We start from the raw sequence: 15732 nt of genomic DNA on the forward strand, positions 1-15732 counted from the left end.
TGTGTGGCCGACCCTTCGAGAACGAACATAGTGGGTAAGGGTCGTGCAGCTCAGTCCACCGGGGAGACCCGGATGAGGTTGCCGTCGGGGTCCGTGATCACGAACGTGCGGCCGAAGACGGCGTCGTACGGCTCCTCCACGACATGGACTCCCTTCGAGACCCAACTCGTGAAGATCTCGTCAACTGCGGACGCTGCTCCCGGCACCATCAGCCCGACTTCGCTCGTGCGAGGGGTGCTCGGGACCGCGTGTTCGCTGCCCCCCGTCCACAACGCGAACAGGACGCCGGGGGCTACCTCGAAAGCCACGTAGTGGGGACTGGTGAAGGTCGGTTCGATCTCGAACAGGTCGCTGTAGAAGGCCGTAGCGGCCTCGGCGTCGCGGACGTAGATCAGGAACAGGTTGGGTGCGGGCATAGAGCGCTCCTCAGATCGTTGAATTCTCGGTACCGCTCCAGTTGATCGCTTAACCGCGACAGAACCTGTCACCTTTTTCTGCGAACATTGGTCAGCATGAAGGCTTCGAGGCTGTTGCACCTCTTGCTGCTCCTACAGACCCGTCAGCGCATCACCACCACCGAGCTCGCCAAGCGCCTGGAGGTGTCCCGGCGGACTGTGCTGCGGGATGTCGAGGCACTCTCGACAGCAGGTGTGCCTGTTTATGCCGAACGCGGGCGGAATGGTGGGATCGTTCTGCTCCCCGGTGCACGGCTCAACGCATCCCATCTGGAACCACCAGAGCTGGAGGCCCTCTCCGTGGCTGGTTTGGACAGCGCGCAACTTGAGCGCATGGGCCTGTCTGCGGTGCAGGAGTCGGCCGCGCGCAAGATCGCCGCCCGCCAGGCCGCAGCACCTGAGTCGCCGAGCCTGCTGCGACTGGCGGACCTGGTACTGGTGGACAGCAACGCGTGGCTTGCTGACTCAAAGCCAGCGGTAGACGTATCGGATCTAGCCTCGGCCCTGCGACACCGACGCCGGCTGCGAATCCAGTACCGGCGCAGCGCCGAGAAACAGGCCTCGGCGCGGGTGGTCGACCCGTACGGGATCGTGGCGAAATCAGGCCGCTGGTATCTCATCGCCGACGACCATGGGACCGGTCGGCTGTTCGCTCTGGAACGACTCTCGGCCTACGAACAACTCGACGCGCCAGCTGTTCTCCGGCCAGATGAGACCCTCCGCACAAGGTGGGCTGCGTTGAAGGAACGCACCGAGAGGCCAGGCCGCGTGAGCGTGACCGTCCGTCTGCGAGAAAATGGCCTCGACCTGGCACGGCGCATCCTCGGCACCCGCATCCACGATGTCTCCGACACGGAAAACGGCTGGTGCACCATTGTCGTCCGCTACCCCGACATCGAGTCAGTGCGTCAGCTCCTCCAGTTCGGCAACCACATCGAGATACTCACCCCAGAGACAGCCCGCAAACGCATCAGCCAGCTTGCCAAGGACCTGACTGAAAGACACTCGGCCCCAGCCTCGTGACTGCTAAGCGGCACGCCCTGCTCTCGATCAATGTCCCCGGTCGGTACATCTAGTCCAGTTCCCAGCCGCCGGAGTAAGGGGGGCCAGGGCCTGGCGGAATCCCTTGATCACGGCGGTCCGTGTGGGGGTGAGCTTGGCGCACTGACACAGCGGCGAGGACGTTCCCTTCGGCAGTCCGCCGGTGTTAGGAACAGTTCATCTGTATCAGGAGCTCCCAGTCGTGACCTCTGCGGAGACCCCGCCTGCTCCGTCACCACCACCGCCTCCGGCGCCTTCTTGAGTACGCACCCGAGGGAACATCCGCCCGGAGGGCAGATGGCCCCCGTGCCCCCGGTGAAACACCCCGTGACCTGCGGTGTACCAAAGTGCCAACTATCTCTCTGATTCCGTGCCTGTAGTTGCTGAACCTGGTTGGCATCAGGGCAGGTCACGAACGTGGTCTAGTGCCAACTAGCGATCCTGGTCACAACGGGTGTGACAAGGATTTCCAGTTGACACACAAGTGGGATGGTTGGCGCTACGCAGAATCTCACCGGACTCTGCAACACCCTTCCCCGCCCGGGCGGGGAAAACATGCGTTCCCCTCCAAAGCGCCGGTGGCCGCAAGTACAGTTAACGCATGGCTTCCGATGACCCGGCCGAGATGGTCTGGGAAAAAATGTGGGTTGGGCGTCCAAGCGGAACGCATCTTTCGCAATCGCGAACTTCTGGTGGTTCCAGCCCTCTCGCGCGTAGCGATGGCACGAATCAGCTCGAAACGCATGTCACGCTCTTTCCTGCCCGTGGTGAAGACGAGCAAGATCCGTCAGCAACACTGCTCAAGGTGTTCGTAGGCGTTGCGGTGGGCGTTGTTGCGGCCATTGCTGCCAGCAAGGCTGTGCCACACATCAAGAGCCGGTTGAATTCGAAGTGGAACAGAAGTTCGGAAAAGGGTGAGGTCGGCAGTCAAGCCGCTACCGCCGAGATGGCCGCAGTGAGCAGGGCTGCTACTGCACACTTTTCCATCGAAGTTGATGTCGCGCTCGAAGAGCACGGAACGAGTATGAGCAGTGCCGAAGCTCAGAAACGTCTTCTTGCGCTTCTGGCGGCTGCGGCGTGCATCGCCGATCAGGTGAGGGCGCTGGTTAATGCTCGGATCGAAGACGATGAGGCTTCTCTGGAGCTGAAGAGAGTAATGGAGAAACTCACGGCTCCGCAGATCACGGACAGCATCAACCGGGTGCTTGAGGCGGACTCTTCTCTGCTCGACGAAGAGGTATCCGCTGAGTTCATGAAGATCTTTGGGGGAGGCCGAACCGTTGATGGCCAGTATGTGCCGCTGCGAAACGAAAAGATCAAAGAGGCACTACGTCTGACTGGTGGTGAGGCGTAGCCGCGGCTACTCCCGCAGAGTTCGTCCCGACCTTCGTGTTCACCGGCGGCAACAGCCCCGACACCGCCGCCCGCTTCCCGCGCGGGGAAGACCCTTCACCACCCCCGCCGCGGACCTGTGGCAATCCGGGCGCGAGGCCAGCTCTGGCCTATGTACTCCAGCTGTAGATCATGATCTTCATGTCTGGGATGCGGCTTGTCGCCGGTAATGGCTGACTCGTGCTCGTGCCTGGTGGCGACGTCGCCAGCCGGACCAGCCGAGCCGGTGGGCGGAGGCGGATCGGGCCGGGCGACGAGTGTGGTGAACAGTCGCTGGATCTCGTTGCAAGTGAGCGGGATCAGTCCGTCCGGGGCGGGGTGCCGGGCGTGCTCATCGGCCCGGACCACGGCGAGGAAGGCGTGGGCGAGCATGGCGAGGGTGACCCAGCGGGACCAGGAGGTGAAGCGGCGGACCTGATGTTCGTCCAGCCCGGTCAGGCCCTTTCCTGCCTGGAAGGTCTCCTTGACCCGCCATCTCGATCCGGCGACCCGCACCAGTGTGGGCAGAGGCACGGAGGCGGGTGACCAGCAGTGGTAGTAGGCGAGTTCGCCAGTGGTGCGGCTGCGGCGGATCAGCAGCTGACGGTGGCCGGTCCCGGGGGCGGTGAGGTCCACGACGGCCCAGTCGTAGAAGCGGTGCCCCTTGGCGCCGCCCCCTGCCGACAGCCTCTGCCAGGCCCGTTTGGGGACCTTCGCGGCCAGCGCGTCCGCCCGGAACTTCCCACCGGTGGCAATGACTTCGGACGAGCAGGCAATGGCAAGCACGTAGCCGGCCCCGCGCTCCTCCAGCGCGGCCCGTAGCCTCGGATTGCCGCCGTAGACCTCATCGCCCGCGACCCAGCCCGCACGGTACCCGGCGTCCAGGAACCGGCCGATCATGCGGGCGGCCAGCTCCGGCTTGGCGGCGAAGGCGATGTCCTCGTCCAGTCCGGCGGCCTGGCAGCGGTCCACGAGCGTGGCACGTAGAGTTCCCGGTCCACCGCCGCGTGCCCTCGGCGGCCCGCGTAGACGAGGTAGACCGCGACCTGGGAATTCTCGATTCTGCCCGCAGTGCCGGTGTACTGGCGCTGAACACCGACCATGCAGGTTCCCTTCTTGAGGTCGCCCGTCTCGTCGACCACCAAGACCGCCTCGTCGTCGTGGAGGTGTGCGACGACGATGATCACCGGTGGCCGCACCCTGCGCGTCCTTTGTCAGTCCCGAACGAGACAGAACGGGTGACCTGCCGGGTCGGCGTAGATCCGCCAACTACGCTTCTGGGTACCAGCGTCGAGCAGTGTGGCGCCCAGCTTGCGAACCTCTTGCTGGGCCTGATCGAGGTCCGTGACTCCCAGGTCGAGGTGGAACTGCTGTGGCCAAGCAGGATCCGGCCACCGGGGCGGCCGATGGTCTTCCACACGCTGGAAGGCGAGCACGAGCCCGGTCTCGGTGTGGAGGGTCGCCCAATCGTCGCCGAGCGACCACCGTGGGTCCGGCTGGTTCACCACGCCGCCCAGGAGAGACTGGTAGAACCGGGCGAGCTCAAGGACATCAGCACAATCCAGCACGACACACTGCAGCTTGGCGATCACGAAGGGCAGCGTAGACCAGCGATACATAGGCCACCCCTCCAGCCCTGATCACGATCTACAGCCGGAGTACTAGCGATGATGCAGCTCGGACCCAACCTTCTGGCCAAAACTCTGCGGGCGGTCGCCACCAGCCGGCCAGAGCGCCGGCCTGCTCCGTGCGGGCCCTGAGTCTGATTGGTGTACGGATACACCTCACGAGCGCCTGTGGGCACAGCGTCGAGAAAAATTCGGCCCGAGGCACGGACCTGGCCGTAGCGGCCTTGAGTATGAGCACGAGGGCGAGGGTGTGGCCACGGCACCCGCCCGGAGCGCATGCTGCAGAGGAACCACGGCACGACCGACAATGGAGACACGCCGACGGCAGTGCGGCCCGGCAGCGGGAGGTGTGGAACGTGGCAGGCGACCCGGGGCTCTTCGGGCCCCGTTCCGTGACCTGGCAGATGCACAGCGATCCGATGATGTGGATCGCGGGCGTCCGTGCGCTGTACCTCCAGGCGCTGCACCCTCGCGCGGTACGCGGTGTCCTCCAGAACTCGGACTTCAGGAGTGACGCCTGGGGCCGGCTGATGCGGACCGCCCGGTTCGTCGGCACCCTCACCTACGACACCACCGACGCCGCCGAACAGGCCGGTGCCACGGTCCGCCGTATCCACCGCCGGCTGTCCGCCACCGATCCCGGCACCGGTGAGCGCTACGGCGTCGACGAGCCGGACCTGCTGCTGTGGGTGCACTGCGCGGCGGTGGATTCCTATCTGCACGTCCTGCGCCGCTCCGGCTACCCCCTCGGCGATGCCCATGCCGACGCCTACCTCCACGAGCAGCGCGAAAGCGCCCGGCTCGTCGGCCTCGACCCGGCCGGTGTGCCCGGCAGCCGGGCCGCGCTCGCCGCCTACTTCGCCCGCGTGCGGCCCGAGTTGGCACTGACCCCCGAAGCCTGTGACGTGGACGCATTTCTGCGCAGGCCACCGACCCCGGCCCCGCTCGTGCCTGCCCGCGCCCTGCTCTGGCAGCGGGTGGCACAGCTCGCCTACGGCGCACTCCCGGCGTATGCCCAGGAGCTCTACGGGCGCCCCGTACCCCCGCCCGCAACCGTCACCCGACGGCTGCGCGCCACCGGCCGCCTCCTTCGCGCCATTCCGCCCACCGTCCGCTGGCAGCTCCCGCCCCGGCACATCCTGCGCGCCGTCGCACGACTCGGCCCCGGCGCCCGCCCAGCGCCCTACAAGCTCCGCCCTTCCGCCGCCATACTGGACGGGCAGAAGGACACGCAGGGGGAACTGCGCGGCTGACCACGGGGGACGGGGGCGGCGACACATGGGTGCGGACGAGAGACTGATCCAACGGCGGTACCGGCTGCTCGACACCATCGGGCGCGGCGGCATGGGGGAGGTGTGGCGGGCCCGCGACGAGTCGCTGGGCCGGCAGGTCGCCGTCAAATGCCTCAAGCCCACCGAGCCACGGCACGAACCCTCGTTCCTGCAGGTGCTGCGCGAACGTTTCCGCCGTGAGGCCCGGGTCGCTGCCGCACTGCAGCACCGCGGTATCACCGTCGTCCATGACTTCGGCGAGGACGAGGGCACCCTCTTCATCGTCATGGAGCTGCTCAGCGGCCGGAACCTCAGCCAGCTGCTGGACGACAACCGCCGCCAGCCGCTGCCCGTACCGGACCTCGTCGAGATCGCCGAGCAGGTCACCGCCGCGCTCGCCTACACCCACGAAGAAGCCGTTGTGCACCGCGATCTGAAACCGGCGAACATCGTCCGGACCACCGACGGCACGGTCAAGATCTGCGACTTCGGCATCGCCCGGCTCGGCCACGACATCGGCTTCACCGCCCGCCTCACCGGCACCGGCATCGCCATGGGCAGTCCGCACTACATGTCGCCCGAACAGATCGGCGCCCACGGCGTCGACCACCGCAGCGACCTCTACTCCCTCGGCTGTGTGCTGTACGAGATCGCCACCGGCGTGCCGCCCTTCGACCTGGGGGATGCCTGGGCGGTGCTCGTCGGACACCGTGACCAGGCGCCACAACCGCCCCGCACGCTGCGCCCCGACCTTCCCGAGGCCTACGAGCGCATCATCCTCGAACTGCTCGCCAAGGACCCCGACGACCGGCCCAGGGACGCCGACGAGCTGGGCAAACGCCTCGCCGATGCCCGCCATCCGCACCCCGGCCGGGGCGCCGCGGCCGGCTCGGACGATGCGACGGGTCCCGCCCGCCGGCTGCCCTCCTGGACCCGTGGCATGACCCTCGGCTCCTTGGCGGCCCCCGGCCGGCGGGCACACGGGTACCCGGCGGACCGGACCGCCACCGTCCTGACCGACACCTGGACCGGCGGAAGGAACCCGCAGTGCGGTGAGGCGTCCCCGGCCGCCGGCATCGCCAGCCCGGCACCGCCGGACGACCGCCGCGCCGCCCTCGCCGCGCTGGCCGGACGGCATACCGCCGCGCTGAACCTGGGCCGGCTGGGCCGCTGGGAGGAGGCCGGCGAGGCACACCGTGCGCTCGCCGCGGAACGCGAGCGGCTGCTCGGCCCCGGCCACCCCGACACGCTCACCAGCCGTCTGGAGGCCGGTCATGCCCTGAGCCGCCTCGGCCGGAGCTTCGAGGCGCACCAGATCTACACCGAGGTGCTGACGGGCCGTGAACGCGCGCTGGGCCCCGACCACCCCGACTCGCTGAGCTGCCGCCACCATGTCGCGCTGAACCTCGGCCGGCTGGGGCGGCTGGAGGACTGCAGCGCCATGGCCCGGGAGGTGGCCGAGGCCCGCGCCCGGGTGCTCGGCGCGGACCACGCCGACACCCTCGCCACCCGCTGCGAACTCGCCCATGTCCTGGGCAGGCTGGGCCAGTGGACGGAGGCCCTGCACACCTACCGGGACATCGCGGCGACGCGCACCGTCTCGCTCGGCTCCGACCACCCCGACACCCTCGCCGCCCGCTACGAGGTCGGCATCGGCCTCGGCCGGCTCGGCCGCAGCGGCGAAGCCCTGGCGCTCTACCGGGACCTGGCCGCCGCCCGTACCCGTGCCCAGGGCGCGGACGATCCGGAGACATTGCGCGCCCGGCACGGCCTGGGCGTCAGCCTCGGACGGCAGAACCGCTGGCAGGAGGCGCTGGTGGAGGGACGTGCGGTCGCCGAGGCCCGCGCCCGGGTGCTCGGTCCCGACCACCCCGACACCCTGGTCAGCCGCCGGGAGACCGCCGTGGCGCTCGGCTGGCTCGGCCGCTGGGACGAGGCGCTGGACCTCTACCGCGAGGTCGCGGACGCCCGCGAACGGGTCCTGGGCGCCGGCCATCTCGACGCGTTGGCCAGCTACGGCGACCTGGCCCAGTGCCTGGAGCAACTGGGCCGTACGGACGAGGCAGCCGCCCTCCACCGCCGGGTCGCGGCGCTGCGCCGGGAGCGTGCCGCGCGCCGGCGGTAGGGGGCGGCCCGCAGGCCATCCGCATCATCTGGATGGCTGCGGGCCCATGGGGATGATGCGCCGGGGCACGGTGGTGTCCGGGCCACCCCGGCTCGCAGTGACCGGGGCGGCCCGCGGTGACCCGATAACCCGAGGTGCCCGGGTCGGCCCGCGGCGACCGGGGCGGCCCTCGGAGACCGGGGCAGATCAGTCCGGAGTGACCCGGTAGAGCACCGTGCTGTGGGGCGGCACCTCGCGTCCCACGATCGTGCCATTGCTGTGCGCACGGCGGCCGCTGACCAGATCGTGCAGCTGATAGGAGCCCGCCTCCGGCAGTCCGGCCGTTTCGGCCGTGACCGACAGCGTGCGGGGTGCGTCGCCCGAGTTGAACAGGGCGACCGCCCAGTCACCGTTCTTCAGCGGCTTGGCCAGCACCGCCGAGCCGTCGTCCTCCTGCACGACGGTCCCCTGGACGCCGAGCGCGTCCTGGTCGACGGCGATGACCTTCTTGTTCCCGAGCACCTTGCGTGCCGCCGGGGACAGATGGGCGAGGTCCGTGCTGGAGATCAGGGGGGCGGCCATCATCGCCCACAGCGACATCTGGCTCTGCATCTCCTGCTGCGTCACGCCCGTGTCACCGGCCAGCAGGAAGTCCGGGTCGTTCCAGCGGCCGGGACGCTGGAGGCCGGCCAGCCGCGCGTTGTAGCGGAAGTTGTAGAGGATGGAGGACCACTTCACGGCCGGTGCGTGCTTCTGCAGCGCAATGTCCCGCCCGCCCCGCCACAGATTGCCGAGCGCGGCCGACCAGCCGATGACCCGGTGCCAGACGCTGTCACCGTCGTACTGGAAGTAGGCCGGCGCCGACACCGAGAAGGTGATCGGGCGGCCGGTGGCCCGCAGCGCACGGCTCATCTGGCCGTACAGGTCCCGGTAGGTCTCCTCCTTGCTGTGCCCCGGAGCGACGGGCACATTGCAGCCGTCCGCCTTGACGTAGTCGACCTTCCAGCGGGCGAACAGCTCCGCATCTTCCCGGAAATGGCCGAGACTGCCCGGATATTTCTCACAGGTCAGGGTGCCGACGTCCTCATAGATCCCGAACTTCAGTCCGAGCTCGTGCAGCTTCCGCCCGAGGTAGGCCATGCCGTGCGGGAACTTCGTCCGGTCCGCCGTCAGTTCGCCCTCGGGGCCGCGCTGCCTGCTCATCCAGCAGTCGTCGACGGTGACGGTGCGGTAGCCGCGCCGGGCCAGCCCCGAACGGACCAGCGCCCGCGCATTGTCGAGGATCACCTTCTCGTTGATGTCGCACATGTAGTACGACCAGTCGTTCCAGCCCATCGGGGGTCTCGGCGCCAGGTTCGGATACCTCTCCGCGAGGCGCCGGGCGTCGGAGGTACGGGCCGGACCGGGGGCTGCGGAGGCGGGAGCGGGGGCCGCGAGCAGCCCGGCCGAACAGGCGGCGACGGCGGTCAGTCCGGCGAAGGTGCGGCCGATGCGGGGTACCGGCGAGTGGGACACGGGTCACCTCACGGGTGGGCGGGACGGTCTGACGGGAGCGCGGCGGGGGTGGTACCGGGGCGGAGCACGGCCGGACGCTAGGAGCAGCCCCCTGCCCGGTCAAGAAGCCGCACCGCCCCGGGCGAAGGTTTCAGCCGCCTGCACCTGGCGACCGCGATCACCGCGTGCTACCAAGGGGCATGCCGGAACGGACTTCGTATGACGCGGTCATCGTCGGCGGCGGGCACAACGGACTGGTGGCCGCCGCCTATCTCGCACGCGCCGGGCGCAGCGTGCTGGTGCTGGAGCGGCTGGACCACACCGGTGGTGCCGCCGTGTCGACCCGGGCGTTCGCCGGGGTCGACGCCCGGCTGTCCCGTTACTCCTACCTCGTCAGCCTGTTGCCGCCGAAGATCGTGCGGGACCTCGGTCTGCGCTTCGCGGTCCGCAAACGCACCGTCTCCTCCTACACCCCCACCGTGCGCGACGGCCGGCCCACCGGTCTCCTGGTCGGCGGCGGTGAGGCCCGGACCCGTACCGCCTTCGCCGAACTCACCGGATCGGAGCGTGAGTTCGCTGCCTGGCAGCACTTCTACGGCACCACGGCGCGGCTCGCCGAACGCGTCTTCCCCACCCTGACCGAGCCGCTTCCCACCCGCGCCGAGCTCCGCGCCGTGGTGGACGACGACGCCACCTGGCACGCCCTGTTCGAACGCCCCCTGGGCGAGGTGGTCGAGGAGACCTTCACCGACGACCTGGTCCGCGGTGTGGTCCTCACCGACGCCCTCATCGGCACCTTCGCCACCGCCCACGACCCGTCGCTGCGTCAGAACCGCTGTTTCCTCTACCACGTCATCGGCGGCGGTACCGGCGACTGGGACGTCCCCATCGGCGGGATGGGCGCCCTCACCGACGCACTGGCCGACGCTGCCCGGCGGGCCGGCGCGGAGATCGTCACCGACTGCGCGGTGACCGGTGTCGCGACGGACGGCCGCAGTGCGGAAGTGACCTGTGAGCAGGGCACCATCGGCGCCCGCCGGGTCCTCGTCAACGCCGCCCCGCGCGAGCTGGCCCGCCTGCTGGGCGAGGCCCCGCCGCCACCCGCCGAGGGCGCCCAGCTCAAGGTCAACATGCTGCTCACCCGGCTGCCACGGCTACGGGACACCGGGGTGGACCCACGGGAGGCCTTCTCCGGCACCTTCCACATCGCCGAGGGCTACCGCCAGCTGGAGAGCGCCTACCAACAGGCCGCGTCCGGCACCCTGCCCGCCTCCCCGCCCTCCGAGATCTACTGCCACTCCCTCACCGACCCCTCGATCCTCGGCGCCGACCTGGTCCGGCAGGGCTACCAGACCCTCACCCTGTTCGGCCTGCACGCCCCGGCGAGCCTCTTCACCGCCGACAACGACACCACCCGCGACCGCCTCCTCGCGGCCACCCTCGCCGAACTGGACCGCCACCTCGCCGAACCGCTCGCCGACTGCCTGGCCCGCGACGCCGACGGCCGCCCCTGCATCGAGGCCCGGTCGCCCCTCGACCTGGACCGTGAACTCGGCCTGCCGGGCGGCAATATCTTCCACCGCGACCTGGCCTTTCCCTACGCGGATCCCTCGGACGAAGCTCTCGGCGACGCCCGGTCCGCCCCGGCCCGCTGGGGCGTGGCGACCACTCACCCCAACGTCCTCCTGTGCGGGGCGGGCGCGGTACGCGGCGGGGGCGTGAGCGGTATTCCGGGACACAATGCGGCGATGGCGGTGCTGGAGGAGGGGTGACGGGGCGGGCGCCGGGCGGGCTACGGGCGGCACCCGCCGGTGGCCCGCCACCTCCGTAGCAGGTTTCTGACGCTGCATCAGAAACTCTCTTCCCTCGTACGGCCCGCTGCGGCATCCTTCGCCCATGCAGACGGAGCTGAGCAACACGCTGGGAGTCGAGCACGCCGTCTTCGGGTTCACGCCCTTCCCGGCGGTCGCCGCGGCGATCACCCGGGCCGGCGGGTTCGGGGTGCTCGGCGCGGTCCGCTACACCGCCCCGGACGAGCTGGCCCGCGACCTGGACTGGATGCAGGAGCACACCGAGGGGCTGCCGTACGGGCTCGATGTGGTGATGCCCGCCAAGAAGGTGGAAGGCGTCACCGAGGCCGAGGTCGAGGCGATGATCCCGGAGGAGCACCGCCGCTTCGTCACCGCACTCCTCGACAAACACCAGGTGCCGCAGCTCGCCGAGGGCGAGGCGTCCGGCTGGCGGATCACCGGGTGGATGGAACAGGTCGCCCGCACCCAGCTCGACGTGGCCTTCGGCTATCCGGTCAAGCTGCTGGCCAACGCCCTCGGCTCACCCCCGCCCGACATCGTCCGGCGCGCCCACGACCACGGCATCCTCGTCGCCGCGCTGGCCGGCAGCCCGCGCCACGCCCGGCACCACAAGGCCGCCGGTATCGACATCGTCGTCGCCCAGGGGTACGAGGCGGGCGGCCACACCGGCGAGATCGCCACCATGGTGCTCACCCCGGAGGTGGTGGCGGCCGTCGACCCGCTGCCGGTGCTCGCCGCGGGCGGTATCGGTACCGGTGAGCAGATCGCCGCCGGGCTCGCCCTCGGTGCCCAGGGCGTCTGGCTGGGCTCGCTCTGGCTGACCTGCGAGGAGGCGGATCTGCACTCCCGGCGGCTGACCGCGAAACTGCTCGCCGCCGGCCCGGGCGACACCGTCCGCTCCCGCGCCCTGACCGGCAAACCCGCCCGCCAGTTGCGCACCGAATGGACCGATGCCTGGGACGAGCCGAGCGGCCCCGGCCCCCTCCCGATGCCGCTGCAGGGGCTGCTGGTCGCCGAGGCCCATTCCCGTATCCAGCGCTACGAGGTCGAGCCGCTGCTCGGCACCCCGGTCGGCCAGATCGTCGGCCGGATGAACAGCGAACGCAGTGTGCAGGCCGTCTTCGACGACCTCACCCGCGGCTTCGAGCGGGCCATCGACCGCATCAACCGCATCGCCGGACGTGCCTGATCCCGAGGAGGACAGCGGAATGACCCACGACTCCCCACCGCCCAACGGCTTCTGGGCGCAGGCCACCGCCGACCCGGACCGTACGGTCCTGATCGCCCCCGACGGCGAGGAGTGGACCGCCGGACGGCTGCACGCCGCGAGCAACCAACTCGTCCACGGGCTGCGTGCGGCAGGACTGCGGCGCGGCGACGCCTTCGCCGTGGTCCTCCCCAACGGCGTCGAGTTCTTCACCGCCTACCTCGCCGCGTCCCAGGCCGGTTTCTACCTCGTCCCCGTCAACCACCACCTGGTCGGACCGGAGATCGCCTGGATCGTCGCCGACTCCGGCGCGAAGGTGCTGATCGCCCACGAGCGGTTCGCCGAGGCGGCCCGGCAGGCGGCGGACGAGGCGAAGCTGCCCGCGTCCCACCGCTACGCCGTCGGTGCGGCCGGCGGCTTCCGGCCCTACGCCCAACTCCTCGACGGGCAGCCGGAGTCCGCGCCCGGCGACCGCACGCTGGGCTGGGTCATGAACTACACCTCGGGCACCACCGGACGCCCGCGCGGCATCCGCCGCCCGCTGCCCGGCACCGAGCCCGAGGCCGCCCACCTCGGCGGATTCCTCGCCATCTTCGGCATCACACCGTTCGACGACCACGTCCATCTGGTCTGCTCCCCGCTCTACCACACCGCCGTCCTGCAGTTCGCCGGCGCCTCGCTGCACATCGGCCACCGCCTCGTCCTGATGGACAAGTGGACGCCGCAGGACATGCTGGCCCTGATCGAGGCGCACCGCTGCACCCACACCCATATGGTGCCCACCCAGTTCCACCGGCTGCTCGCGCTGCCGGAGGAGACCCGCGCGGCATACGACGTGAGCTCGATGCGGCACGCCCTCCACGGGGCCGCGCCCTGCCCCGACCACGTCAAACGCGCCATGATCGACTGGTGGGGGGAGTGCGTCGAGGAGTACTACGCGGCCAGCGAGGGCGGCGGCGCATTCGCGACCGCCGAGGACTGGCTCAAGAAGCCCGGTACGGTCGGCAAGGCCTGGCCGATCAGCGAGCTGGCCGTCTTCGACGACGACGGAAACCGGCTGCCCCCGGGCGAACTCGGCACCGTCTACATGAAGATGAGCACCGGCGGCTTCCAGTACCACAAGGACGAGGGGAAGACGAAGAAGAACCGGATCGGCGACTTCTTCACCGTCGGCGACCTCGGGTACCTGGACGCGGACGGATTCCTCTTCCTCCGCGACCGCAAGATCGACATGATCATCTCGGGCGGGGTGAACATCTACCCCGCCGAGATCGAATCCGTCCTGCTCGGCCACCCCGCGGTCGCCGACGCGGCCGCCTTCGGCATCCCGCACGACGACTGGGGCGAGGAGGTCAAGGCCGTCGTGGAACCCGCCGAGGGCCAGGTGCCGGGGCCCGAACTGGCCGTGGAGATCATGGCCCACTGCGCACGGCAACTGGCAGGCTACAAGCGCCCCAAGTCGGTCGGCTTCCTCACCACCATGCCACGCGACCCCAACGGCAAGCTCTACAAGCGCCGGCTGCGCGACCCGTACTGGGAGGGGCGGGAGCGCTCCGTGTAGCCGGTGGCTTCCGGCCAGGGCTCCGGTCTCCGGTCGGGTGGCTTGACCGGTGGTGAGGGGCGGTCGAGGATCGCGCCATGACGCAAGCGCGGAGCAATACGGTCGACGGAGTCCTGCGGCGCAGCGCCCGTCGGGTGCCCGGACGAACTGCGGTGCGGTACGCGGACCGGGCCTGGACCTATCGCGAGCTGGACGACGCGGTGACCGGCGCGGCACGGGTGCTGCGGGCGGACGGCCTGCGGCCCGGCGACCGGGTCGCCTCCTACGGGCACAACTCGGATGCGTACCTGATCGGGTTTCTGGCCTGTGCCCGCGCCGGGCTGGTGCATGTGCCGGTCAACCACGGCCTCACCGGTGAGGATCTGCGCTACGTCCTGGAACAGTCGGGCAGCGCGCTGGTGCTCACCGACGCCGCGCTCGCGCCCCGGCTGCCGGATGCGGTACGCACCATGGCGCTGTACGGGACACCCGACGGCCTGCTGGAGCGGCTTGCGTCCCGCGACGGGCCGGACGCGGACGCCGACGGGCCGGGGGCGGACGCCGACGGGCCGGGGGCGGACGCCGACGGGCCGGGGGCCGAGGTGTCCGACGAGGATCTGGTCCAGCTGCTCTACACCTCGGGGACCACCGCCCTGCCCAAGGGCGCGATGATGACGCACCGTGCCCTGGTGCACGAGTACACCAGCGCCGTCGTCGCCCTCGACCTGAAGGAGACGGACCGGCCGCTGCACTCGCTCCCGCTCTACCACTCCGCGCAGATGCACGTCTTCCTGCTGCCCTATCTGGCGGTAGGTGCGGAGAACACCATCCTGGACGGGCCCGACCCGGGACGGATCTTCGACCTGGTGGAAAGGGGCCTGGCCGACAGCCTGTTCGCGCCGCCGACCGTGTGGATTGCGCTGTCGAACCACCCCGACTTCGCCGCCCGGGAGCTGAGCGGGCTGCGCAAGGCCTACTACGGTGCCTCGATCATGCCGGTGCCGGTACTGGAACGGCTCCGCGCCCGGCTGCCCGGGCTCGCCTTCTACAACTGCTTCGGGCAGAGCGAGATCGGGCCGCTGGCCACCGTGCTCGGCCCCGGTGAACACGAGGGCCGGATGGACTCCTGCGGGCGCCCGGTGCTGTTCGTCGAGGCACGGGTGGTGGACGAGGAGGGCCGGGAGGTGCCGGACGGCACCCGGGGCGAGGTCGTCTACCGCTCCCCGCAACTGTGCACCGGCTACTGGGACAAGCCGGAGGAGACCGCGGAGGCGTTCCGGGACGGCTGGTTCCACTCCGGCGACCTCGCCGTGCGTGACACGGAGGGCTATTTCACCGTGGTCGACCGGGTCAAGGACGTCATCAACTCCGGTGGCGTACTGGTCGCCTCACGCCAGGTCGAGGATGTGCTCCACGAGCATCCGCAGGTGGCCGAGGTCGCGGTCATCGGGCTGCCGGACGAGCGCTGGATCGAGGCGGTGACCGCGGTGGTGGTGCTGCGTTCGGACGGGCCGGAAGGCACGGGCGGTACAGCCGGTACGGGCGGTGCCGGGGGAGAGCCGGGCGGCGCCGGCGTCGGGGAGCAGGAGCTGATCGCGGCGGCCCGCGCCCGCCTTGCGCCCTTCAAGGCGCCCAAACGGGTGATGTTCGTGGACGCACTGCCGCGCAACGCCAGTGGCAAGGTCCTCAAGCGGGAGCTGCGGGCACGGTTCGACGCGTCCTGAGCCGGGGAACGGCCGGGCACGCGGAAGGGCGGTTGTCAGTGCCCCCTGCCATCCTGAGAAACGGCGGGCAACAGCCGAGCACGCCA

At 70.0% G+C, this 15732-nt stretch carries 11 protein-coding genes and 1 pseudogene; 8 read left to right on the forward strand and 4 right to left on the reverse strand.

Annotated elements, in window-relative coordinates; all coding sequences use genetic code 11:
* Positions 1–50: 50 nt before the first annotated feature.
* Complete coding sequence (locus OHS81_RS31945) at positions 51–416, reverse strand: VOC family protein (RefSeq protein WP_262036924.1); 366 nt, start codon at positions 414–416, stop codon at positions 51–53.
* A gap of 96 nt (positions 417–512) precedes the next feature.
* On the opposite strand from OHS81_RS31945, the gene OHS81_RS31950 reads away from it, so the two are divergent.
* Both OHS81_RS31950 and OHS81_RS31955 read left to right on the forward strand, forming a co-directional pair.
* Entirely contained in the window at positions 513–1478 is a 966-nt protein-coding gene (locus OHS81_RS31950; protein WP_262036925.1) for a helix-turn-helix transcriptional regulator, read from the forward strand.
* 619 nt (positions 1479–2097) lie between these two features.
* Positions 2098–2850 carry a hypothetical protein gene (locus OHS81_RS31955; RefSeq protein WP_328389011.1) on the forward strand — a complete coding sequence of 251 codons (753 nt, stop codon included), beginning with the start codon at positions 2098–2100 and terminating at the stop codon, positions 2848–2850.
* A gap of 177 nt (positions 2851–3027) precedes the next feature.
* On the opposite strand, the pseudogene OHS81_RS31960 reads toward OHS81_RS31955, so the two are convergent.
* Together OHS81_RS31960 and OHS81_RS31965 are read right to left on the reverse strand one after the other, a co-directional pair.
* Positions 3028–4045 (reverse strand): annotated as a pseudogene (locus OHS81_RS31960) (IS701 family transposase); the annotation flags it as partial.
* Positions 4046–4081: 36 nt separating this feature from the next.
* A complete protein-coding gene (locus tag OHS81_RS31965; RefSeq protein ID WP_328389013.1) occupies positions 4082–4459 on the reverse strand; it encodes a VOC family protein in 378 nt (125 codons plus the stop codon).
* A 440-nt stretch (positions 4460–4899) separates the two neighbouring features.
* On the opposite strand from OHS81_RS31965, the gene OHS81_RS31970 reads away from it, so the two are divergent.
* The gene (locus tag OHS81_RS31970; RefSeq protein WP_328391561.1) at positions 4900–5748 is read left to right on the forward strand and encodes an oxygenase MpaB family protein; all 849 of its coding nucleotides are present in this window, start codon (positions 4900–4902) and stop codon (positions 5746–5748) included.
* Positions 5749–5773: 25 nt separating this feature from the next.
* Positions 5774–7891 carry a serine/threonine-protein kinase gene (locus OHS81_RS31975; protein ID WP_328389015.1) on the forward strand — a complete coding sequence of 706 codons (2118 nt, stop codon included), beginning with the start codon at positions 5774–5776 and terminating at the stop codon, positions 7889–7891.
* Between the two features lie 186 nt (positions 7892–8077).
* Here OHS81_RS31975 and OHS81_RS31980 read toward each other — a convergent pair whose 3' ends face one another.
* Complete coding sequence (locus OHS81_RS31980; RefSeq protein ID WP_328389017.1) at positions 8078–9385, reverse strand: glycoside hydrolase family 27 protein; 1308 nt, start codon at positions 9383–9385, stop codon at positions 8078–8080.
* A gap of 179 nt (positions 9386–9564) precedes the next feature.
* On the opposite strand from OHS81_RS31980, the gene OHS81_RS31985 reads away from it, so the two are divergent.
* The 4 genes from OHS81_RS31985 (at position 9565) to OHS81_RS32000 (ending at position 15646) form a co-directional block, all read left to right on the forward strand.
* A complete protein-coding gene (locus OHS81_RS31985) occupies positions 9565–11136 on the forward strand; it encodes a phytoene desaturase family protein (protein WP_328389019.1) in 1572 nt (523 codons plus the stop codon).
* A 124-nt stretch (positions 11137–11260) separates the two neighbouring features.
* Positions 11261–12364: an NAD(P)H-dependent flavin oxidoreductase gene (locus OHS81_RS31990; RefSeq protein WP_328389021.1), complete on the forward strand. Its 1104-nt coding sequence runs from the start codon at positions 11261–11263 to the stop codon at positions 12362–12364.
* A gap of 19 nt (positions 12365–12383) precedes the next feature.
* A complete protein-coding gene (locus OHS81_RS31995) occupies positions 12384–13943 on the forward strand; it encodes an acyl-CoA synthetase (RefSeq protein WP_328389023.1) in 1560 nt (519 codons plus the stop codon).
* 77 nt (positions 13944–14020) lie between these two features.
* On the forward strand, positions 14021–15646 hold the full coding sequence (locus OHS81_RS32000) for a fatty acyl-CoA synthetase (RefSeq protein WP_328389025.1): 1626 nt from the start codon (positions 14021–14023) through the stop codon (positions 15644–15646).
* The last annotated feature ends 86 nt before the right edge of the window (positions 15647–15732 follow it).

Source organism: Streptomyces sp. NBC_00400 (genome assembly GCF_036048035.1).
GTDB lineage: Bacteria > Actinomycetota > Actinomycetes > Streptomycetales > Streptomycetaceae > Streptomyces.